Source organism: Rothia sp. HMSC073B08 (genome assembly GCF_001812975.1).
Classification (GTDB): domain Bacteria; phylum Actinomycetota; class Actinomycetes; order Actinomycetales; family Micrococcaceae; genus Rothia; species Rothia mucilaginosa.
Map to the genome: position 1 here is coordinate 25,704 of NZ_KV811082.1, position 21,925 is coordinate 47,628.

General features: G+C 60.9%; 16 protein-coding genes. 14 read left to right on the plus strand and 2 right to left on the minus strand.

Features of this window, described 5'->3' with window-relative positions:
• Nucleotides 1-100 precede the first annotated feature (100 nt).
• From HMPREF2884_RS06375 to HMPREF2884_RS06385, 3 genes are all read left to right on the plus strand, one after another.
• Complete coding sequence (locus HMPREF2884_RS06375) at nucleotides 101-2,692, plus strand: aconitase (RefSeq protein ID WP_246827940.1); 2,592 nt, start codon at nucleotides 101-103, stop codon at nucleotides 2,690-2,692.
• Between the two features lie 257 nt (nucleotides 2,693-2,949).
• Nucleotides 2,950-3,201 (plus strand): hypothetical protein, encoded by a 252-nt coding sequence (locus HMPREF2884_RS06380; RefSeq protein ID WP_044143859.1) that lies wholly within the window; start codon nucleotides 2,950-2,952, stop codon nucleotides 3,199-3,201.
• A 363-nt stretch (nucleotides 3,202-3,564) separates the two neighbouring features.
• Complete coding sequence (locus HMPREF2884_RS06385; protein ID WP_005509134.1) at nucleotides 3,565-3,816, plus strand: hypothetical protein; 252 nt, start codon at nucleotides 3,565-3,567, stop codon at nucleotides 3,814-3,816.
• Nucleotides 3,817-4,059: 243 nt separating this feature from the next.
• On the opposite strand, the gene HMPREF2884_RS06390 is transcribed toward HMPREF2884_RS06385, so the two are convergent.
• Nucleotides 4,060-5,187, minus strand: a complete 1,128-nt coding sequence (locus HMPREF2884_RS06390; RefSeq protein WP_049337671.1) for a glycosyltransferase family 4 protein — start codon at nucleotides 5,185-5,187, stop codon at nucleotides 4,060-4,062.
• Between the two features lie 9 nt (nucleotides 5,188-5,196).
• A complete protein-coding gene (locus HMPREF2884_RS06395; protein ID WP_070616319.1) occupies nucleotides 5,197-6,252 on the minus strand; it encodes an alpha/beta fold hydrolase in 1,056 nt (351 codons plus the stop codon).
• 246 nt (nucleotides 6,253-6,498) lie between these two features.
• Here HMPREF2884_RS06395 and leuS point away from each other — a divergent pair, with 246 nt between their 5' ends.
• The 11 genes from leuS (at nucleotide 6,499) to HMPREF2884_RS06450 (ending at nucleotide 21,877) form a co-directional block, all read left to right on the plus strand.
• Nucleotides 6,499-8,994: a leucine--tRNA ligase gene (gene leuS, locus HMPREF2884_RS06400; protein WP_070616320.1), complete on the plus strand. Its 2,496-nt coding sequence runs from the start codon at nucleotides 6,499-6,501 to the stop codon at nucleotides 8,992-8,994.
• A 195-nt stretch (nucleotides 8,995-9,189) separates the two neighbouring features.
• Nucleotides 9,190-10,248 carry a DegV family protein gene (locus tag HMPREF2884_RS06405; protein ID WP_070616321.1) on the plus strand — a complete coding sequence of 353 codons (1,059 nt, stop codon included), beginning with the start codon at nucleotides 9,190-9,192 and terminating at the stop codon, nucleotides 10,246-10,248.
• Nucleotides 10,249-10,814: 566 nt separating this feature from the next.
• Nucleotides 10,815-11,819, plus strand: coding sequence for a type I glyceraldehyde-3-phosphate dehydrogenase (gene gap / locus HMPREF2884_RS06410; RefSeq protein ID WP_005506148.1), 1,005 nt, complete (start codon nucleotides 10,815-10,817; stop codon nucleotides 11,817-11,819).
• A 345-nt stretch (nucleotides 11,820-12,164) separates the two neighbouring features.
• Entirely contained in the window at nucleotides 12,165-13,388 is a 1,224-nt protein-coding gene (pgk, locus tag HMPREF2884_RS06415) for a phosphoglycerate kinase (protein ID WP_049349705.1), read from the plus strand.
• A gap of 455 nt (nucleotides 13,389-13,843) precedes the next feature.
• Nucleotides 13,844-14,434 carry a DUF6318 family protein gene (locus HMPREF2884_RS06420; protein WP_070616322.1) on the plus strand — a complete coding sequence of 197 codons (591 nt, stop codon included), beginning with the start codon at nucleotides 13,844-13,846 and terminating at the stop codon, nucleotides 14,432-14,434.
• Between the two features lie 79 nt (nucleotides 14,435-14,513).
• Nucleotides 14,514-15,302: a DUF6318 family protein gene (locus tag HMPREF2884_RS06425; RefSeq protein ID WP_246822831.1), complete on the plus strand. Its 789-nt coding sequence runs from the start codon at nucleotides 14,514-14,516 to the stop codon at nucleotides 15,300-15,302.
• Nucleotides 15,303-15,560: 258 nt separating this feature from the next.
• Complete coding sequence (gene tpiA, locus HMPREF2884_RS06430; protein ID WP_005509126.1) at nucleotides 15,561-16,337, plus strand: triose-phosphate isomerase; 777 nt, start codon at nucleotides 15,561-15,563, stop codon at nucleotides 16,335-16,337.
• Between the two features lie 252 nt (nucleotides 16,338-16,589).
• Nucleotides 16,590-17,054 (plus strand): hypothetical protein, encoded by a 465-nt coding sequence (locus HMPREF2884_RS06435; protein ID WP_044143857.1) that lies wholly within the window; start codon nucleotides 16,590-16,592, stop codon nucleotides 17,052-17,054.
• A gap of 108 nt (nucleotides 17,055-17,162) precedes the next feature.
• The gene (gene secG / locus HMPREF2884_RS06440; RefSeq protein ID WP_005506130.1) at nucleotides 17,163-17,420 is read left to right on the plus strand and encodes a preprotein translocase subunit SecG; all 258 of its coding nucleotides are present in this window, start codon (nucleotides 17,163-17,165) and stop codon (nucleotides 17,418-17,420) included.
• Nucleotides 17,421-17,607: 187 nt separating this feature from the next.
• Nucleotides 17,608-19,017: an SWIM zinc finger family protein gene (locus HMPREF2884_RS06445; RefSeq protein WP_049349690.1), complete on the plus strand. Its 1,410-nt coding sequence runs from the start codon at nucleotides 17,608-17,610 to the stop codon at nucleotides 19,015-19,017.
• 82 nt (nucleotides 19,018-19,099) lie between these two features.
• Nucleotides 19,100-21,877 (plus strand): DUF6493 family protein, encoded by a 2,778-nt coding sequence (locus HMPREF2884_RS06450; RefSeq protein WP_070616324.1) that lies wholly within the window; start codon nucleotides 19,100-19,102, stop codon nucleotides 21,875-21,877.
• The last annotated feature ends 48 nt before the right edge of the window (nucleotides 21,878-21,925 follow it).

Sequence of the window (21,925 nt, forward strand, 5' to 3'; positions counted from 1 at the left end):
GTGCTGTAGTGTTCTAGTGAGGGGCGGTTTTTGCCCCGGGTTGGGCGTTGGCACGCGGGTTTGCGGGCGCGCTGTGCGCAGAGGCGAGGAGGTGAGAGGCATGTCGAAGGTGCCTCATCTGCTGAAGGGTAGTGCGCTGCCTGACGGTGAGCAACGGCGGCTGGCTGAGTATGCTTCTGCGCACCCGAAGAGTGCCCTGCACCGCAAGGGTCAGCATCATGATGCGGCGGTGCTACTGGTTCACGGTATCGGCTACCAGAATCACGGCGAGACGCTCGCGTATTTTGGCAAGCCGGTGGCGCATAGTGTGCAGACTCTGCTGGCGCTGAACACGGATTCTGTCGCGCTCTCCGAAGAGAACCCCGCCGCGGAGGATTCTGCGCGGGTTCGTGTTGAGGTGATTCCTGACGGCGATACCCTCCCGCTTGCCGCCGAGGTGAACCCGCTGAGCCACCACAGCGAGTTGACGTATTCGTTGACGATTGAGCGCACGGAGTACCCTGCTGACCCGGTTGAGGAAAGCCCTCAGGTTGAAGAGAACTCCGCGCAGGAAGAACCCGCCGAAGCCTCCGAGCCCAAAGAATCTACAAAAATCAGTCTGCCGAAAATTGAACTTCCGAAGGTGGAGCTGCCCAAAGTGGAGTTGCCCAAGGTGGAACTGCCTAAAGTGGAGCTCCCTAAGATTGAGCTGCCGAAAACTGAGCTTCCCAAGGTAGAGCTCCCGAACATCGATTTCCCGAATATCGAGCTGCCGAACCTTGAGCTTCCGCGCCTGCCTCAGCCGAAGCCGCGCCCGGTTCGCACGGTCACTCGCCGCAGCCTCCTTTTTCAGGAGGGCTTCTGGCGGCCCAGACATTACCGCCCATTGAAGGAGCATTTGCCCTGGTTGGCGTCGGTTTTGCCGCTGTTTTTGATGTTCTGCTTCTACTATGAGCGCCCCGGCGCGACCTGGCGTGAGCGTGCCGGGCACCTGCTGCGTTCTACTGCTCGATTCGTGAACGTGGCGCTGTGGCTGGTGCTGGCGGCTATGGCGCTCATGACTTTCCGTGATGCTTTTGTGGCGTCTCTGGGTACTCCGCAGGGTGCATTTACGGGTCTGGCGGCGGCGCTCGGCCTGGGTATTGTGGGCTGGGTTTTGGCTCGTCGTGCCCGTGAGCTGTGGGCACTGGTGAAGGCTATTCCGACGCAGCTGATTCAGACGGCGACCAGCCCGGAGTCGCGCGATTTGGAGCGTATTTATGCGCGTCTGGATCGTCAGCTGGACGATTTGAGTTCCCGTAGCGATGCGGTGGGCATTATTGCCCATTCGCAGGGTGGGTATTTGAGCTATGAGTTGCTGCGTCGTCGTGCGGCGGCGGGTAAGAAGCCGATTCGTTTCTTCTACGGTCTGGGTAGTGGCGTGGTCCCGATTAGCATTATCGCTAGTGACCGCAACGACATTCCGGGGCACCTGGATGCTGCGGGCGGCTACCGTAACCGCGCCATGCTGCTGTGGGTGAGCGCGGTCGCGGCGTTCTCCTGGCTGGTGGAGGCGTCCCTGCTGTTTGGTCCGTACCGTTCGCTGCTGCACTATACGATGCTGATGCCCCTGGCGTTGAGCGTGGTGCCGCTGGTTGCGAGCGTGCCGGGTGCCTTCAAGGGCAGGGCGCGTATTGGCCGCAAGAGTGCACGGGAAAGCGCCTCCGCAACTACCTCGGTAAACACCCCGGAAGATGTGCACCTGGTCAACCCGTACGGCACGCGCGCCTACGTGAAGTGGCTGATTCCGTTGCTTTTCGTGCACGGCGTTTTCATGCTGTACGCGGTATTCATGCTGCTGCTGGTTCAGCTACGTGTTGAGGGCTCGGTCCCTGAGCTGACCGCCGCCTCCGTGGCGTTTTGGGGTGCGCTAATTCTGGTGCTTATGATGTCGGTGCGTAGCGCCTGCCACCTGTATGTGCGCGCCTACGCGCCGATGTTGCAGGATCTTGATGTGGCTGACCGGTGCGAGATTTCCGCTCGTGGTGACAGTATTGGCAGGTCGAATATTACTCAGCCCGCCGATGTAGACGTCAGCTTTGTGACCCTGCCGGGCCCGTCGGTGAATAGCCACATGCAGTATTTTGATGCGTGTTCGCCGGTGCCGTTGATGCTTGCGCACCGCCTGGTGCCGCATATGATGCCGGCGGGTGAGCAGGCGCAGAATGCGGCGGCTTTCACCGATATTGGTACGGAACTGAACCACGGTTTTGCGCGCGTGAAGAAGTGGATGCGCACCATGCATTACGGGCTGTATGCGGTGCTTCTGCTGATGCTGTCGGTGCTACTGAATGTGGCGTCGCCGGTGAGCCTGTCCGCGTTGACGGGGCTTGATACGTCGCGCCTGCATTCGGAGGGCTTTGACCGTCTGGTGGCGGATGCTCAGCAGCTGCGTGAGCAGGCGGGTTCTTCGGATCTGCTGCTGTGGATTCTGGTCGGCATTTTTGTGGTGGAGGCGCTGCTGATGATGGTGCTTTCGCCGTGGACTCAGCGGCGTTTGCAGCGTGCGTTCATGATGCGCAAGGTGGACCGCACGGGTCAGCTGAGCGAGTTCAATCCTTTGCCGATGGTGACGGCTCTTCTGGGTCTTGACGGTGAGGATGAAGACGCTGAGGATGCAGAGGAACATAACCTCGCAGGGGAGAAAAAGCAGGAGAGTAAAGCAGGAGAGTAAAGCAGGGCAGAGCGCTGTAGTTTAGGGTGCTTAGGTGGTGCCGTTGGAAGGGCACCCCAGAATTTTTATGCATTCGTGTGCACCTAAGATTTGCTGGGGATTTGGCTGGTTCTAATTGGCGTAGTCTCCGTATCCACGGTAATATATTCACCACTGCGGATACTATTTCGGCGCTTGTCGAGGTGGTATTGGCAGTATCTATCACTCAACTTCGCGTACGCCTCACAACCGTGCGCACCAACGAAAGATGAATACTGGTGACTCAGACTATGATCACCCCCGCATACGAACCGGCATGCGGCGGGTCTGCTTCTGTACACAATTACGGCGTCATGCACCCGGACCCCGTGTTGCTTTCCGACATGACCAGCGCAGAACGAGGAGCTGTTTACCGCTACTTGGCGCGCTTCGCTGAGCTGGATGACGCAAAGATTTTCTACGCGTATGGTCACGCTTACGAACTGGCTCGTAAGGATGCTGAACGCGGTCTCTACGCAACTATGGCGTAGCCTGCATAATTAGCTTTGGAAATGTTGCTGCACTCTGTGTGAGTGCGGCAGCATTTCTGCTTTTCGGGCTGGCTTTCACATTGGCTTTCGGATGGGCTTTAGTTCGGTTGGGAACTCGGCGGTCCCATGCCGCTATGACGCCCCTGATTTCTTCCTGACAACCGGGGACGTGTCCACTATGGGGGCGTTCCCTGATGGTTCTTGAACATTGATTAGCTCTTGGGTAGTTTAGAGATATCACAACCACTACTGCGAAGAGACTTCCGATGATCTCCGTAGGTTCTTTTCGCGGTGTTACCTCCGGTAGCGTCTGCATTGTTGCGGTGCTGCCCTAAGAAACGCCCTAAGGAAAGGTTCTCGCCGATGAGCTTCACCAATATTGCCTATGATTACGAGCCGGAACTTGGCGATTCGGCACCGAGCCGCGACAACGGTATTACTCACCCGGACCCTGTTCTGCTGTCCTCGATGACGAAGGCTCAGCGTGGCGCGGTGTGCCGCTACCTGGCTCGTTTTGCTGAGCTGGATGACGCGAAGATTTTCTACGCGTACGGTCATGCGGATGAGCTGGCTGCGAAGGAAGCGGCTCGTACCGGTAGCTTTGCTACGGTCTAAGGATTTCTGCTTCGGTGTGATGCGGTGAGGCTGCACCTTCCGGATGCGCCCTCAGGGTGCCCGAGCTCTGCGAGGGCGGGTTCCCTGCGTCGGCGCGGAGGAAGTGTGTAGCGAACCGCCGCTGCGCATCGTTGCCGTAAGCCGTACGCACCTACCGGCGACCATGAATTGAATACGAGATTGCCGCCGCACCCTCCCGAGTTTTGGGGGAGTGCGGCGGCATTTCTTTGCCTAAAGCAGGCCCTAGAGCCCGCGCACGACCTCCAGCAGTTTGAGTGCCGAGTCGCGCCAGGAGTAGCGGCGCACATCCGACAGGCCGTCAATAATCACGCGCTCGCGAACGGCGGTGTCCTCCAGGGAGCGGATAGCCTTGACCCAGTCGGCGGCGTGTGCCTCCGGGGCACCGTCAACCGGCGCGAACACGGCGTGCGGCGCAATCTCACGGAAAATCGGGATGTCACTAATCACCGCGGGGCAACCGGCAGCCTGAGCCTCAACCACGGGCAGGCCGTAACCCTCCTCGCGGGAAGCAGTCACCAGGGCGTGCGCCTGGCGGAGCAGCTGCTGGTACTCCTCGTCGCTCACGCCGTTGTGCACCTCCACGTTCTCACCGATGAGGCGCTCGTCGGTGAGCTGCACCAGGCGCTGCGGCGGCATCTTCGACAGCAGATGCAGGCGGTAATCAGGCAGGGAACGCATCGCCAGCAGCAGGGTTTCTACGTTCTTGTACGGCATGAACGAACCCATGTACACCAGGTGCTTGACGGGCTGCTCTTCGCGGGTGGTGGCGCGTTCCAGCGCGGTCTGGCGGGAGACGACGCTACCGGGCTGCGGGGCGTTGGGCACCACGAACAGCGGCTTGGTGGTCAGCTCATGCTCACGAATCAGCGAGGCGGTCGACTCGGAAACCGTCACGACCGCGTCGCCGTGGTTGAGCAGAAAACGCTGCGGGGTGTAGGTCTTGTGGAAGAGTCGCCAGCCCACGCGCACCGGTGCGGGCAGGAACCCGGGCGGGGTCGGGTGCGAGTAGTAGATCAGGTCGTGCAGGGTGAGAATCAGCTTGAATTTGCGTCCGGTGGAGCCGATAGTCTGCATGGGGGAGAACACCACGTCCGGCGCGTACTTATTCAGCTGCAGGGCTGCGGTCGGTTCGAGCGGGCCGGTGGGCGAGCAGATCTTCACGTGCGGCAAATCCGGCAGCATCTCCAGCTGACGCTCATCGCTGATGATCATGGTCAGGTCGAGGTCGGCGGCGGCTTCGTCACCGGTGTCGATGAGGGTTTTGAGCGCGCCCAGCAGGGACGCGGTGTAGCGGCTGATGCCGTCGTGGAAGCCGATACGGGTGTATCGGGCGTCAACCATGAGTTTCATGTTGGTTCCTTACTTCTCGTTCCCTGAGTGGCCGGCGGCGAAATCGGCGATGAGTTCCGCGGCGCGGCGAGGGGTTTCGTAGTGGATGAGGTGCCCGACTTCGGGAATCATGTCCAGGCGCTCGCGGGGGCCGGCCGATGGGGCGGGCAGGTTGCGGGAGGTGAGCGTCGCGTACATGGCGCGGGCCGTTTCGGGGGTGCCCAGGTCGTCGTCTTCGGCAACGAGCATCTGCACCGGTACTCGGATGGCGGCGGCGTATTCGGCGGCGGTGTGCGTAATGGACGCTTCGTAGGCGCTGAGCACTCCGCGGCGGGAGCCGAAGGAGCCGAAGTAGGCGGCGTGCTGGCCGTTGATGAAGCGGCGCATTGCCTTGTCTTTGGTGCGCATCATGACTTCGCTGGAGGCGCGGGTAATCAGCTGCGAGCGCAGCAACGGGTAGCCAATTTTTTCGGGGAGTGCCGCGCCGGCGCGGTAGTAGAGAGATGCGAGGCGGGAGGCGACGCGCTGGCTACCTTCGAGGGCAGGCTCGCTAATCGGGTTGATGAGCGAGAGCAGTGCGAGCGAGTTCGGGTGTGCGGCGGCGAAGGCGCTGGTGACGATGGAGCCGAAGGAGTGGCCGACCAGGTGTAGCGGCAGGGGCAGTGCATCCTCGCGGGCGGGGTTAGTGTGCTTCACAAAGTCGTTTAGCCACGCCACGTACGCGTTGATGTTGTCTGCGCCCTGAGGGTCTTTGCCCTGACTGTTTTCGGGCAGGTCTGCGGAGCGGCCAAAGCCGGGCAGGTCGGGGCTGATGATGCTGACGTTCGGAATGAGCTTCAGCAGGTAGTTCGCGATGATTTCCAGGCCGTGGTGGTCGCCGCGGAAGCCGTGCACGAGCAGCACAGGGTAGGAGCCTTCGGGGAAGGTTCCGTCGTTCATGCCTTTGCCGTACTGCCAGTAGCGGGTCATAACCGCCTGCGCGCCGTCACCAATGAGGGCGTCATGGCGGGTGCCGGGAATGAGCGGGCCGGGCACACCCTCAAGAACTGAGGTGTTGGGGGAGTCCGGGGTAACGGTGGAGGTCATGGGTACCTTTCGCGGGTTGGGTACTGGGACGGCAAAGTCCCGTTCTTAATTCTAGGGGAGAAGCCTGGAAGGGCTCTGAAACCCGCCTGCCGCATCGGTGGTTGGGCGTGTGATTGCGCAGGTGGTCGGGCGGGTGGTGCCGTCCATTTGGTAGTCGAGGCGGCCTCAACTCTGGCGCGGTGCGGGTTTCGCGTTACACTTGGAGGGTTAAGTTTTTATCAACCTGTCTTTATTTAAGGAATCGCTGTGTCTGCTCAGGTAGAGACCGAACGCAACGAAAATGCGTACGACTTCCGCGCTATGGAAGCCAAGTGGCGCCCCTACTGGGACGAAACGAAGGTTTTCCAGCCCACCGGTGACGCCCCCAAGGGCCGCAAGTATGTGCTGGATATGTTCCCGTACCCCTCCGGTGACCTTCACATGGGTCACGCGGAGGCATTCGCTATTGGTGACATGAACGCCCGCTACTTCAAGCAGTGCGGCTATGATGTTCTGCACCCGATTGGCTGGGACTCTTTCGGCCTGCCCGCTGAGAACGCAGCCATTAAGAACGACACTCACCCCAAGGAGTGGACGTACAAGAACATTGAGACTCAGGCTGAGTCCTTCAAGCGTTACGCTATTGCCGCTGACTGGAGCCGTCGCCTGCATACCTCGGACCCCGAGTACTACAAGTGGACTCAGTGGCTGTTCGAGCAGTTCTACAAGAAGGGCCTGGCGTACCGCAAGGACTCCATGGTCAACTGGTGCCCCAAGGACCAGACCGTGCTCGCGAACGAGCAGGTTGTGAACGGTGTGTGTGAGCGTTGCGGTACTACCGTGACTAAGAAGTCGCTGAACCAGTGGTACTTCAAGATCACCGACTATGCGCAGCAGCTGCTGGATGACATGGAGCAGCTGGAGGGCAAATGGCCCGACCGCGTGCTGCTCATGCAGCGTAACTGGATTGGTCGTTCTGAGGGTGCTGAGGTTCGCTTCGAGATTGAGGCGACCGAGGATCAGGCTGCTGAGTCCTTCACCGTGTTCACCACCCGCCCCGACACCCTGTACGGCGCAACCTTCATCGTGGTTGCTGCGGATGCGGCATTCGCCGAGCAGATCGTGGCACCCGAGCACAAGGCTGCCCTGGAGCAGTACCGCGAAGACATTAAGGCACTGAGCGATATTGACCGCCAGTCCTCCGACCGCGAGAAGACCGGCGTGTTCACCGGTCGCTACGCAATCAACCCGCTGACCGGCGCGAAGCTGCCCGTTTGGGCTTCTGACTACGTGCTCGCCGATTACGGTACCGGCGCGATTATGGCTGTGCCCGCGCACGACCAGCGTGACCTTGAGTTCGCCCTGAAGTTCGACCTGCCCATCGTGAAGGTCCTGGACGTTGAGGGTGCTGAGGACCCGGCTACCAGCGGTGTTGCCGCAGCTGGTGACGGCGTGCTCATCAACTCCGGTGAGCTGACCGGCCTGCCGAAGGCTGAGGCGCTCGCTAAGGCTATTGAGCTGGTTGAGGCTGCCGGCACCGGTGAGGGTAAGGTCATTTACCGTCTGCGTGACTGGCTGCTGTCCCGTCAGCGTTTCTGGGGTACCCCGATTCCGGTGATTCACTGTGAGGATTGTGGCGAGGTTCTGGTTCCTGAGGATCAGCTACCGGTGCTGCTGCCCGATAACCTGCGCGGTGAGCAGCTGGCTCCTAAGGGCCAGTCGCCTCTTGCTGCAGCCGATGACTGGGCTATCGTGCCTTGCCCGAAGTGTGGCAAGCAGGCTCGTCGCGACTCGGACACCATGGACACCTTTGTGGATTCCTCCTGGTACTTCCTGCGTTACGTTTCCCCGAACTACGACAAGGCTCCTTTCGACCCGCAGGCTATGAGCGAGTGGGGTGCCGTCGACATGTACGTGGGCGGTGTGGAGCACGCTATTCTGCACCTGCTGTACGCACGCTTCTTCACCAAGGTTGTTCGCGACCTGGGCCTGATTAAGCACGATGAGCCGTTCAAGGCGCTCATGAACCAGGGTCAGGTGCTCAACGGCGGCAAGGCAATGTCCAAGTCGCTGGGTAACGGCGTGAACCTGGGCGAGCAGCTCGACAAGTTCGGTGTGGACGCTATCCGCACCACCATGATTTTCGCGTCCCCGCCCGAGGATGACGTGGATTGGGCGGATGTTTCCCCGGCTGGTTCGCAGAAGTTCCTGGCTCGCGCGTGGCGTGTGGCTCAGGACATCACCAGCGAACCCGGCGTGGACGCAACCACCGGTGACCTGGAGCTGCAGAAGCTGATTGCTCGAACCGTGCACGAGGTTCAGGGCCTGCTGGATAACGGCAAGTTCAACGTGGTTGTTGCTAAGACCATGGAGCTTGTGAACGCTACCCGTAAGGCTATTGACTCCGGTGCTGGCGCGGCTGATCCGGCTGTCCGTAAGGCTGCTGAGACTATCGCGATTCTGCTGTCTCTGTACGCACCCTACACCGCTGAGGACATGTGGCACGCTCTCGGCCACGACACCCCGGTTCTGACCGCGGGCTTCCCCGAGGTTGACCCGGCTCTGCTGGTGGATGACACCGTCACCGCTATCGTGCAGATTAAGGGCAAGGTCAAGGCTCGCCTGGAGGTTGCGAAGGATATTTCCGAGCAGGAGCTTCAGGAGCTGGCTCTGGCGGATGCCGCTGTTCAGCGTTCGATTGGTGACGCCGAGATCCGCAAGGTGATTGTGCGTGCGCCTAAGCTCGTGAACATCGTGATCTAAGCTTTTTAGATAAAGAAGTTTCTTAGATAAAGTACAAGCCCCGCTGTGGCTTCGGTTCGTTCAACGGAACGAACCCGGAGGCGCGGCGGGGCTTTGCTGTACTGCGGTAGTGATGAGTGCCATAATGTTCAGGGAACGCTAGGAGAGGGTTCGTCATCGAATCACGCACTGACGAACCGGAAGAAGGGCCGGAATATGGAGCGAGAGAACAACGCAGAGAACCGCATTGCCGTGGTGACCGATAGCGCCGCCGCCCTCGACCCCGAGCTCGTGCAGCGCCTGAGCGCTCGCGGCAATTTTATGCTGGTTCCGATGCCGGTGACTATTCGCACGCCCGGTGCGCCGGACCGTCAGTTGCAGGATTTGACCGCCGCCGAGGTAGACGAGGCTATTATGCTCGCGCACGTGATGGGTCAGACCGTGAGCACTTCCGGGCCCGCGCCGGGTGTGTTCGCTGATGTGTATGACGAGCTGGCGTCGCGCGGTTTTACGCACGTAATCTCTGTGCACCTGTCCGGTGAGCTTTCGGGCACGGTGGAGGCGGCACGCACCGGCGCCCGCCTGAGCCGCCTGGGTTCCGAGGGCGTGAGCGTGGTGGATAGCCGCACGGTCGCCGGCGCCTACGGTCACGCGGTGGTGCGCGCCCTGGAGGTGCTGAACTCTGCATCCTCTGATTCTGTTCCGAGCCATGACGACCCGAGCTCTGACTATCCGACTGCGGTGCAGCTGGTGGACTACATTCAGTCCGTCTGCGAGCAGTCTACGCTCTACTTCTATATCCCGACCCTGGATGCTCTGCGCCGCGGCGGTCGTGTTTCTCCGGCGTTGGCGATGGTGGGTCAGATGTTCCAGATCAAGCCGATTGGCACGATTACCGAGGGCAAGCTGGCGTATGTGGAGCGTCCCCGCACGGCGGCGCGCGCCCTGGAGCGCCTGGTGGAGGTGACGGTGCAGGCCTGCCGCGAGCATCGGCATGCGGCGGCGCTCAGCTCTGCTTCCGTGGGCTCTACTGCCGCCGACCCCGCTAACTCTTCTCTTAGTGCAACCCCGCGCGGTGAGGTGGTTGCGGTGCATCATGTGGGTAATGCGGCGCAGGCGGTGCAGCTGTATGAGCAGGTTCAGCAGATGCTGGGGGAGAGCTCCCTGGGTCATGATTCTGTCACTTCTTCGGCGCCGGAGTTTTTGGTGAGCGCGCTGCCGCCGGTACTGTCTGCTCATTCGGGCCTGGGCGCTGTGGCGCTGGTCGTTTATTAGGATCGTGTACTAGCCACCTATCCGGTGTGCTCAAAGTTCGTCCCGTGTAACATGTCCCCGCGCCTCGGGCGACACGAAACACGACACGAAAACTGTGTGCCGGGGGTGTTTTTACCCCGTTTTGGGCTGTGGTGTGTCTTACGTTGGGGTCGTCTGTTTTCGCGTGAGAATTTGCACTGCCCGTGAGTTCACGGGGCCTCTTTGAAAGCCATTCGCAAGTGAAAGGGTATTTTTTACCCTCACATTTTGCCTTGATATGGCGCGGTTTTCGACAAATGTGCGTTTCATGTGTGTTTATGTTGCCGTGACCGTATCGCAACATTTTCTAAGCATGAACACAACGCAAACCAACAGAAAACAACGGGTTTTTGCCGGTTTTTATGGCACAACTCACAAAAATTTCTCGATAGAACACACCAAAACACACACAAACTAGGGTAGGATTATTACCAACAACGGCGGAACGCACCGGGCAACATAGAGCACGGACGAATCCGACTAAACCAGAGCCCACAAGGCATCGGATTTGTACACCGCCACCAACGCACTGACAAGGAGATACTCCAGTGACTGTACGCGTAGCAATCAACGGCTTCGGCCGCATCGGCCGCACCTTCTTCCGCGCAGCTCAGACCGAGGGCGTCGGCTTCGAGATCGTCGCAATCAACGACCTCACCGATGTTGAGACCCTGGCACACCTGCTCAAGTACGACTCCATCATGGGTCGCTTCAACGCAGAGGTTGAGGTCAAGGAAGGCGCGCTGGTTGTTGACGGCAAGGAAATCAAGATCCTCGCTGAGCGTGACCCCCAGAACCTCCCCTGGAAGGACCTGGGCGTTGACGTAGTCCTCGAGTCCACCGGTTTCTTCACCGAAGGCAGCAAGGCAAAGGCACACATCGAGGCTGGCGCTAAGAAGGTTATCCTCTCCGCTCCCGGTAAGAACATCGACGGCACCTTCGTCATGGGCGTGAACGACGACCAGTACGACGCAGCTAACCACCACATCGTCTCCAACGCATCCTGCACCACCAACTGCCTCGCTCCGATGGCTAAGGTCCTGAACGACGCATTCGGCATCAAGCAGGGTCTGATGACCACCATCCACGCATACACCGCTGACCAGCGTCTGCAGGATGCTCCCCACCGCGACCTGCGCCGTGCACGTGCAGCAGCTGTGAACATGGTCCCCACCTCCACCGGTGCAGCAGCAGCTGTTGGCCTGGTTCTGCCTGAGCTGAAGGGTAAGCTGGACGGCTTCGCAGTTCGCGTTCCCACCATCACCGGCTCCATCACCGACCTGACCTTCACCGCTGAGCGCGAGGTCACCGTTGAGGAAGTCAACGCAGCAGTCAAGGCAGCAGCTGAGGGCCCCATGAAGGGCATCATCAAGTACAACGAGGATCCCATCGTGTCCAAGGACATCGAGGGTGAGCCCATCTCCACCGTCTTCGACGCACCGCTGACCAAGGTCATCGGCGACCAGGTGAAGGTTATCGCTTGGTACGACAACGAGTACGGCTACGTTGCACGCCTCGTGATGTTCACCAACAAGGTTGTGGCATCCCTCTAAGCCCCAATAGGCTTACGACGCTCACCGAGTGTAAGCGTCACCCCGCGTAACTAACGCATAGTGAACCCCGGCACCACCGCATCAAGCGGGGGAGTCGGGGTTTGCTGTACCAAGACTCTTTTGTAAGGGTCTTGAATAAACCTCTTAAAAACGTATAAACATACTATTTTCCGTCGCTCTTTTTGGGTCAAAAATACTGTAAGAAAATAGGTTTTAGGGAGTGCGAATATCCGCGATATTCTGCGGAAAAACACCATATAAAAGCTATTTTTTAGGCTGTCAAACACCCTATTATTCGGTATGATGGAAACGGTATATAAACCCACCTATCCAGGAGGAATTCCTATGGCTAAGGCACTGTCCGAACTGCTCGAAGAAGGCGTCGCAGGCCGCCACGTTCTCGTCCGTTCCGACCTGAACGTACCCCTGAAGGACGGCGTTGTCACCGACGACGGTCGCGTCCGCGCATCCCTGCCCGTCATTGAGAAGCTTGCCAAGGCTGGCGCACGCGTTATCGTGACCGCACACCTGGGCCGCCCCAAGGGCAAGGTCGACCCCCAGTACTCCATCGCACCGGCAGCTGCACGCCTGGCCGAGCTGGCATCCGTGCCCGTGAAGGTTGCAACCGACCTGGTAGGCGAGGACGCAAAGGCTAAGGCAGCAGCCCTGGCTGACGGCGAAGTTCTGGTCGTCGAAAACGTCCGCTACGACGCACGCGAGACCTCCAAGGATGACGCAGAGCGCGGCGAATTCGCTGACGAGCTGGTCGCACTGACCGGCGAGAACGGCGCATACGTGAACGACGCATTCGGTGCAGTTCACCGCAAGCACGCTTCCGTCTACGACGTTGCTAAGCGTCTGCCCGCATACCTGGGTGACCTGGTGAAGAAGGAAGTTGACGTTCTGGCTAAGACCCTGAACGACCCCGAGCGTCCCTTCGTTGTGGTCATGGGTGGCGCTAAGGTTTCCGACAAGCTCGCCGTGATTGACAACCTGATCGGTAAGGCTGACACCATCCTCATTGGTGGCGGTATGGGATACACCTTCGCATATGCACAGGGCTACGAGGTTGGCCAGTCGCTGCTGGAGAAGGACCAGGTCGACAACGTTCTGCGTTACCTGAAGGAAGCTCCCGAGAAGGGCACCGAGATCATCACCGCAGTGGACGTTGTCTGGTCTGACGCATTCTCCGCTGACGCTAACACCGAGGTCCGCCCGATTGAGGACCTGACCGGCGGCAAGCTGGGTGCAGAGGCTGAGGGCCTGGACATTGGCCCCAAGACCGCTGAGATTTTCGCTGAGAAGATCAAGGGTGCAAAGACCATCTTCTGGAACGGCCCCGTTGGCGTGTTCGAGATTGCTCCCTTCGCTGAGGGTACCCGCGCAGTGGCTCAGGCTATCGTTGAGTCTGACGCGTTCTCCATCATTGGTGGTGGCGACTCCGCTTCTGCAGTCCGTAACCTGGGCTTCAAGGATGAGCAGTTCGGCCACATCTCCACCGGTGGTGGCGCTTCCCTCGAGTACATTGAGGGTAAGACCCTGCCCGGCCTGGAGGCACTGGGCGCCTAATCTGGGCGCGCATCATCTGACTACGTACAGTAGCGCAGAGTTTTAGCGTAAGAAACCCCCGCTGGGGCGGTATTTCGGTACCGTTCCGGCGGGGGTTTCTGCATGCCCGCTCATGCCCGGATAGTCCTGCGCGGGCAGGGGGCGGGGCTGTTTCCTGGCTATATGCTGTGGATTCCCTGGATTCGCCGCCTGTATCGGGGAGGCTGAGGAGCGGCTTTACTAGACTGGAAATGTAGAGGGCCTCGGCGCTCACCGGGCGGTACCCATACGGTTACCGCGGGGGGGATGAAGCAGGGAGCACACGCACCTCTACCGACAAGCAAATACAGGCGGGCGAAGACGCCCAGGTGCTGAGCCCAGCCGCCCCGAGCAGCCCAGAACCGCCTCGGCAGCTCGCAAACTCAGCAGCTCGTGTACTCAGTAGCTCATGAACATGGAATCCAGGGAGGGAAAGAATGCCCATAGACACTCAAGCGCTCTTTGACGAAAAAGACTACACCGGAACATACCCGTACGTTGCCGATGGCGTGATTGGACCCTACACACCCGCAAACCGGGACCACCCCGCCTACTCGGCACCCGCCCCGGGCGTGAGGTACAGGCCGAGGCACTATGCGGCGAGGAACCTGCGCCCCTACCTGGGCTACTACTACGCCTGCCAAAACTACATGATTCTCGCCTCGGAACCGGCAGTTCTGAGGATGGACAATATCAGCGAAGAAATGTTTTTCCCCGCCATTCAGGACCTCTACGAAGAAGGTAAAGGCTGGGTCATTACCCCTAACCCCCAGATTCTGACCATGAACCTGCTGGAGGGGCAGCCGCGCCTCATCGACGAGACGCTAAAAATTGTGGAATGGAACGTGCGGTTCGATATCCTTCCCGAAGTTCAGGTGTACCGCAAAGACACGAACCAGGTGTACCCCATCACTGATTTTGATACGCGCGGCCTGATCCGTGACGGCGCAATCCACGGGACTCTACGCACACAATTCACGAATGAGTGGAGGCCCGTCCAATTCATTCCAGAAAATAGCCTGAGCTAGAGGAGGGGAGAGAAGCATGACGAATAACTTTGGCGGACCCGGATATAACCGATCTGGATATAACGAGCAACGAGCGCTCATGAGGTCTGTGATTACTCGCGCCAAGTTTATACGAGCTGGCGTGTTCGCTGGTGCCGCCCTCGTTGCGGTGGCTTTTGGTTGGGGTACTAAACTGCTCAACGGGACGGGTTCGGAGTCTCAAGCCGATAAGAAGCGTGACCAGGAATTTGTGCGCCTGGAACCCACGGAAAAGTACGATGAGCTCCGTACCTTGGGGACCTCTTCCGGGCCGTTGGTTTACACGGCGTTTGAGCGTAAGGGTCGCTTCATTCCTGCCACCGAGGCGCAGGCGGCGCAGAACGTGCCGTACCCTATTCAACAGCCCGGAATGGATAACTACGACCGCGCTGGCCTGTACGCGTTCTTGGCGTACTACTTCGCGTCGATGAATTACTTCTACCACACGGGCGATACGGAGCCTCTTTCTAAGGTCACGGACCCGGAAAAGGTGCTGCACCCCGAAATTCTTCGCCTGTACAGGGAGAAGCGCGGATGGGTTATTTCGGCTGACAAGAACGTGCTGAGCGCCAACGTTGTTGATGATCTTATTGCGGGTGAGAAACCTAAAAATACGAGCCGAAATATCCTGGTGAGCACCCTGTACACGAATAAGGCTACGAACCTCGCGTTTTATGTTAAGGAGACGGGCGAGAAGCAGGATATTCACAAATATTTGAGGTACCTGGGGCGTTTCTCGCTGGCTGTGGAGCATCTGCGCGGGCAGTGGGTGATTGTGGCTGACCGCGACGGCTACAGCATCCGCAACACCTACGAGCCGATCTACCCGCAAGGATTCGGGCAGCTGTAGCTTCCAACAAACCGAGGAAGCGCATCCGCAGGGGAAGTCGATATGAGGCTTCCCCTGCACCCGTTTAAATGGCTACAGAACCCGCAAAACGGCAAGGGTCGAAAGAAACCGATGAACGCGGGGTGAGAATAGTCAAGGCACAGCATAAAACCGCGCCGAACCAGTGAAAATATGCCGCCAACCCTCTAAAATAGAAAAGGAAAATTCCGAACAACAACCCCGCACGGCATACCGCGCGGGAAAGCTAAGGAGCGAACTATGTCGCGTAAGCCCCTCATCGCAGGCAACTGGAAGATGAACCTCAACCACGCAGAGGCAGTCACCCTCGTCCAGAAGCTCGCATGGACCCTCGACGACGCAAACTTCAACTTCTCCGCAACCGAAGTAGCCGTCTTCCCGCCCTTCACCGACATCCGCTCCGTGCAGACCCTCGTCGAAGGCGACAAGCTGGACATCCTCTACGGCGGCCAGGACCTCTCCGTCCACGACTCCGGCGCATACACCGGCGAAATCTCCGGCGCATTCCTCTCCAAGCTCGGCGCAACCTTCGTGCTCGTCGGCCACTCCGAGCGCCGCACCTACCACCACGAAAGCGACGAGCTGTGCGCAGCAAAGGTCCAGGCAGCATACAAGCACGGCCTGACCCCCGTCCTCTGCGTCGGTGAGCCCCTCGAAATTCGCGAAGCAGGCACCCACGTCGAGTACACCCTCGAGCAGCTGCGCGGCTCCATCGCAGGTCTGACCGCAGAGCAGGCAGAGACCCTCGTCATCGCATACGAGCCCGTCTGGGCAATCGGCACCGGCAAGGTCGCAACCGCAGACGACGCTCAGGAAATGTCCGCAGCAATCCGCGCAGAAATCGCTAAGCTCTACTCCGCAGACGTTGCAGAGAAGGTCCGCGTTCTCTACGGCGGCTCCGTCAAGTCCTCCTCCGCACCCTCCATCATGGGCAAGGAAGACGTGGACGGCGTGCTCGTCGGCGGCGCATCCCTGCAGGCTGACGAATTCGCAGCAATCGCACGCTTCGACGCATAAAACCCCGACGCACCACAGCGTCTCATAGCGTTACAGCGCCCGGCGGGTACCCACCCGACCGGGCGCTGAACCATTTAACCGCCACCGGAGATAGCGGTTGACGTACGAGGCGGGCGTAAGAGCCGGGTGCATGAGTCAGGCGTAAGAGGAGGGTGTATGAGGCGGGGGAGAAGAGCCGGGCGCGTTCGCCCCTAACCACAAAACCCGCCCAAAACACGCCGACTCCGCGGTTCGCCCCGTACACTTAACGGCATGTTCAGCTTTGGTTTTTCCCTGGTCATCGCAGCCCTCGTCGGCATGATCCTCTACAGCTACCTGCGCAACCGCAAAGTGAGTGCCCCGCGCCTACCCGGCAACGACGGCGGCAACATCGGCTACGCAGGCGGCGCAGAATACCAGGAACCCTCGCCCGAATACCAGTACTTCGAGAGCCGCCGAGAAGCATTCCTCGACCAGCTCTACAGCCGCACCTCCTCACCGGAAATCCCCGTCACCCTCACCCTGCGCGACTGGGTAGACCAGGGCTTCTACGCTGAAGGAGGCGCCTACTGGGCAGCCGCGCAGCAGTTCACCTACTACCTCATCGACGGCGGATATGTGCGCGCCTACGACACCGAAGGCGACGAACTCACCGCCCAGCGTGTGCTCACCGACCGCCCCGCAGCACTGCAGCTGACCCCCAGCGAATACCAGCGCCGCAGTAACCGCGCCGCGTAAAAAGCCGCCTCAACGTGACCGAATGGCGGCTGTAGCGTATAGTTAAACCCGTCTGTCTGCGCCCCGCAGCCCAGGCACCCCACCAGAAGACAACGAAGGAAGGTCCCCATGGACGTCATCATGAACGTACTCATGGTCATCATCGCCATCACCAGCGTGATCGCAGTAATGCTTGTGCTGCTCAACCGCGGTCAGGGCGGCGGCCTCTCCGACATGTTCGGCGGCGGTATGACCAACTCCCTGAACTCCTCCGGTATGGCGTCCAAGAACCTGATCCGCCTGACCGTCACCGTGATCGTCATCTGGGTTATCGCAGTGGTCCTGTACGGCCTGGCAATGCGCTTCAACGGCCAGATCGTCGTCTAGCCAGCCTCTACCAGAGCCCACGCCCACCCCATCGCGGGTGAGCGACAAGAGCTTCTCCCCGGCACTTCTCAACCGAGAATGCCGGGGATTTTTTATGCACCAAACGGCAATGACGAAAGCGGTAGCGGGGCGCGAATCTTTACGGCATGATAGGACGTATACACCACATACGAAAGGCAAAGAAGCCATGAGCGCCTACACCCTCGACTACACGTACACCGCCCCGTCAGCCCTCATCGACGGCGCCGACTCCCGCGCGCTCAGCCTCGCCACCAGCGGCGGCAGCACCCCCGAAGGTGCCGCCTCCCACCCGTACTTCTTCTCCGGGTTCCTCGAACGAGCAGACGTCTACGCCACCGCACTACTGGTCGTCGCCCGGGTCGCCCGCACCCGCTTCTACGTACCGCCCAGCTCCCTCGCCGGAGCCCTACGCGCCGCAGACCCCGTCGTCACCAGCACCGCCGAAGGCCTACGCTTCGAATCCTTCAGCGCCTGCTGCGGAGTGTACGCGCGCCTCGACGTTGACTCGAGCGCGCTCGACGCCAGCCACAGCGCCGTAGGTGTCACCAACGTAGACGTCAACCCGCCCCTGCGCGCCGCGCTCGCCTCCCTCAGGGCAGGGGAGCCCATCCACCTGAACGTCGGCGACGACGGGCTGCTCACCACCACCCTTGACGGCTCCGTCATGGAAGAAAAAGTGCCGCTGCCCATCCGCTGGCTCAAGGGCTTTGCAGAAACGCAGATGCTCTCATCCCGCATGAGCCCCGTGCACAGCCTGGACGCTGCCGCCGCCCGAACCTTCATCCACTCCCTGCCGCGTAACTCCAGCACCAAGGCGGTCCTGTGGGCGACCCGCGCGGTGCGTTCCCTGCGGCTTGCCACCCGCGCCACCGCCGGATCTGTATGCGTGGCGGGCCCCGAGCGTCTGCGCGTGCTTGAGCCGCTCATCCGCCACATTCAGCGCCTGGACGCGTACAGTGAGCCCGTGACCGCTGGTAACGCGCCCGTGCCCAGTGTGTGGGTGGCGCACCTGCCCGGCGCACGCCTGAGCATTGGTTTGAGCCCCGAAAAGTCACGCGGATTCTCCGGTGAGGGATCCGTGCTGCAGGCGCTGTCTAACCCGAACACCGCGCAGAATGCTGACATGCTCAGCGTGCTGCTTTCCTTCGAGCCGCGCATTGACGTGCCCGTCATGTCTGCCCGCGCAGGCCTGGATGAGGCGGCAACACGCGACGCCCTCGCCCTGCTGGCTTCCTCCGGTCAGGTTGGTTTTGACGCGCATGCTGGCGAGTATTTCCACCGCCCGCTGCCCGTGCATCCGGAGGCGCTGACCGCCATGCACCCGCGCCTGGTCGGCGCGAAAAAGCTTGCCGACTCCGGCGCTATTGAGCGGGTCGGTGCGGGGGAGCACGGCACCGGCGAGTACAGTGTGCGTAGCGGCGCGAACACGTACACCGTGGTGCTGCCCGCCGACCCGTACGCCGTGGAGGGGTACCTCTGCTCCTGCCCCTGGTGGTTGAAGTACCGCGGTACGCGCGGCCCCTGCAAGCACGCGCTGGCGGTCAGTATTCTCTACCGCGAACACGCCGCCGGCTAGGGTAAACACCCCGACACACCACGCACCGCACTAAAAGACGACGTCCCAAAAGCTCCCCTCAGCTTCCTCCCGAAAGACCACCATGAGCAAACGCCCCGAAACGCATACCTTCCCCGAAGGTGTCATCACCGAGCCGCTCCCCGGCGAAGTCATTTACCCGCTCACCAGGCAGCAGAAAACCTGGAGCGACATCATGCACTTCAACCGCAACCTCGCCAACATCCTGGCGGTCGGCGGTACCCTCGAACAGATTTACCGCCGCTGGCAGTACTTCGACATCACCACCACCCCATACGGCTCCCAGCTCGGTAAAAACACGCCCGGAACCGTCACGCAGGACCGCGTTAAAGCCTACGCAGAGTTCGGCTGGTTCACCGGAGGTGTTGCCATGCGCCTAGCTGAGCTCTACGGCGGGGCGCGTCTCGAACACAACGAGGAATACTACACCGCCCTCATCAACTGCGACCGCGAGCTGATTTTCCCGCTGCTGCGTGAGGACGAACAGCTCCGCGAAGAACTTATCTGGGGTATGCTCGCCGTCGAAGGTAACCGGGACGTATCCCTCACCCAGCGTGACTCCTACAAGCCCGGGCAGAAGGTCAACACCCCCGGCTGGTCCTGCGCTCTCATCGAAGCCACCGAAACCGGGCTGATTAGCCGCGACCGCCTCATTGATGCGCTCCTGAGCTCCCTCATGAGCGACTTCCCGGCGTACCGGGTCGGCTGGTTCTCACGCCTGGTCACCGGACTCAAACTCACCGCCGAAGAAATTGCGGCACGTCAGAGCGAATTTCTGACGCTTTTCTCCTCGCCCATCGGCCCGAGCGTAACCCTTGGTGTGCAGCATATTCACCGCCTCTGGAGCAAAAACCCGCAGGCGCTGGATGCTACCGCCTTCGCCTACGCGGCACCCGCCGTATGCGCCGGAACCAAAGCAAACGCACTTAAAATCCTGACCATGCTCCAAGCGCTGTACCGGGCGGGAACCCTCGACGCTGCCGCCTGCGAAGACGCCGTGGTCATGGCGCTCAGCCACACCCACGCGCAGGTTCAAGCCGCCGCCCTCAACCACCTCGAAGAATGGGTGCAGGCGGGCGCCGCAGACGATGCGAGCGCCGACGCTATCGTGTTCGCCGAGCGTGCCCGTGAACTCTACCGCGATTACCGTTCCCAGCTGGATCCGCTGGTTGTGGCGCAGATTCAGGAAAAGGGCTCGCCGCTGCTGGCAGAGGCACAGAACACCGGGCAGGGGAATAGTCAGGGGAGCGGCACGGAAGACGCCGCCCTCACTGAAGCTGCTGACATTGAGGCCGCCGCCGCGGAGGCGCTCGCCGCCTCCCGCGCCGTAATCCACCGGTACTGGGACACCCCCGTGCGCCCCGTGACCGCATCCGACGTGCAAGAACGCGCCCGCGCGCTCCTGCACCACCAGGTCGCGCCCTGCGCTACCCCCGACACGCTCAACGAAGCAGACCAGCCCGAAACGCACGCCGGATGCGAGCTGGAGCTGGAACTACTCACCGCCTACCTGCTCAGCGCCGACGGCACTGCACAGAGCCCGAACCTGCTCGAACAGCTTGTTCCTATCTGCCTGAAAAAGCTGAACCACTGGGGTTTAGAGTGGTTCGACATGCGCGCGCACATGACGGTTCTTGCCGCCGCCGGGAAGCTGCGTGAGCGTGCGAAGGCGTCGGAGATGACCCCGAAAGAAGACCCCGGTACGGTGCCGAACCTGCACACCATGTACTCCCGCCACGCCACGTTCTTCAGCACCGGATTCAAGGACGCCCTCGGCGTGCTGCAGAGCAGGCAGAGCTACACCCCGCTCGCCACCCCCGAACTGTTCGGCGGGTGGGTGCATCCGGATACCCTGGTGCGCCGGTACGCCAAGAACCTGGCTGACGGAGCCCCCATCCTGCGCCAGGATTTCACGGCGGCGCTACTGCGTGTGCGCGTGCCGGAGGTTCTGCCTCCGTACGCTACCGACGAGCAGCGACAGGATGCACAGAGCCGCCGAGCTGAGGCGCTGACTCTGCTTGAAAGCCTCGAAGAGCAATACGTGAAGAACGCTGAGGAAGACGCTCCGCGCTCTGCTCCTACCCAGATTCGCGTGCTCCGCTCCGCCCTCGACGGCACCCTCGCCACCGGGCGCGTCAACCCCTACCTGGAATCCATCACGGTATCCCAGAGGGAGAAAAGCTGGGGCCTTCAGCTGAACGGGGTGGCGCACGGTGCTTCCACCCCCGAGCTGAATGCTTTCCGCGGCCTCGCCACCGCCCACCACAGCGAAGAAGGACAGTACGCCCTGCTCTACCCCTCGCGGGCAGAACCGCTGGCTTTCTACTGCGCCAGTAGCAACTGGTACATCTTGGATCACAGCGCCTTCGACCGAAGCCTGTATTTGGCGTTGGCGGCGCACCCCGGCGTGTGGGGTCCCGCCTGCGCGTTCGTGTTTGCCGCGGGCTTCTCGGAGCAGCGCGTCGAGATTCGTTCCCTCGCCGTGGAAATCATGCACCGCGTGCTGGACGACCAGCTCAGCCTTGAGGACGCCACGGCAGGCTTCGTGAACTTTGTGCCGCTGGCGATGCTGAACCGTTGGGCGCTCGCCCTCACCGACTTCGCCCAGCTGGATGCGCGGGCGGCGGTGCGCTTCTTCGCGCGCCTCATACCGCACCTGGATACCGGGGCGAACTCGCTCGGTAAGCTGCTGGGCGCCTTCAGCCAGGCGTTGGCGACTCTCGCCCCTGCCACCCGTGCACAGCTTGTGGATGAGCCGCTGCGTGCCTGGTTGGGTTCGCTGACCGGTTCTTCGCAGAAGGCGCGGTACGCCCGGAATATCCTCAACCAGGTGCAGGGCTAACCGCTCAACCGGCCCCCGTTCGACACTTCCGTTTAACTCTTCACAACC

Coding starts and splice junctions, on each gene's coding strand:
- tpiA (WP_005509126.1), top strand. CDS start 15,561: ATGTCGCGTAAGCCCCTCATCGCAGGCAACTGGAAGATGAACCTCAAC.
- HMPREF2884_RS06420 (WP_070616322.1), top strand. CDS start 13,844: ATGCCCATAGACACTCAAGCGCTCTTTGACGAAAAAGACTACACCGGA.
- HMPREF2884_RS06375 (WP_246827940.1), top strand. CDS start 101: ATGTCGAAGGTGCCTCATCTGCTGAAGGGTAGTGCGCTGCCTGACGGT.
- HMPREF2884_RS06425 (WP_246822831.1), top strand. CDS start 14,514: ATGAGGTCTGTGATTACTCGCGCCAAGTTTATACGAGCTGGCGTGTTC.
- HMPREF2884_RS06405 (WP_070616321.1), top strand. CDS start 9,190: ATGGAGCGAGAGAACAACGCAGAGAACCGCATTGCCGTGGTGACCGAT.
- HMPREF2884_RS06450 (WP_070616324.1), top strand. CDS start 19,100: ATGAGCAAACGCCCCGAAACGCATACCTTCCCCGAAGGTGTCATCACC.
- secG (WP_005506130.1), top strand. CDS start 17,163: ATGGACGTCATCATGAACGTACTCATGGTCATCATCGCCATCACCAGC.
- HMPREF2884_RS06385 (WP_005509134.1), top strand. CDS start 3,565: ATGAGCTTCACCAATATTGCCTATGATTACGAGCCGGAACTTGGCGAT.
- HMPREF2884_RS06445 (WP_049349690.1), top strand. CDS start 17,608: ATGAGCGCCTACACCCTCGACTACACGTACACCGCCCCGTCAGCCCTC.
- HMPREF2884_RS06435 (WP_044143857.1), top strand. CDS start 16,590: ATGTTCAGCTTTGGTTTTTCCCTGGTCATCGCAGCCCTCGTCGGCATG.
- HMPREF2884_RS06390 (WP_049337671.1), bottom strand. CDS start 5,187: ATGAAACTCATGGTTGACGCCCGATACACCCGTATCGGCTTCCACGAC.
- pgk (WP_049349705.1), top strand. CDS start 12,165: ATGGCTAAGGCACTGTCCGAACTGCTCGAAGAAGGCGTCGCAGGCCGC.
- HMPREF2884_RS06395 (WP_070616319.1), bottom strand. CDS start 6,252: ATGACCTCCACCGTTACCCCGGACTCCCCCAACACCTCAGTTCTTGAG.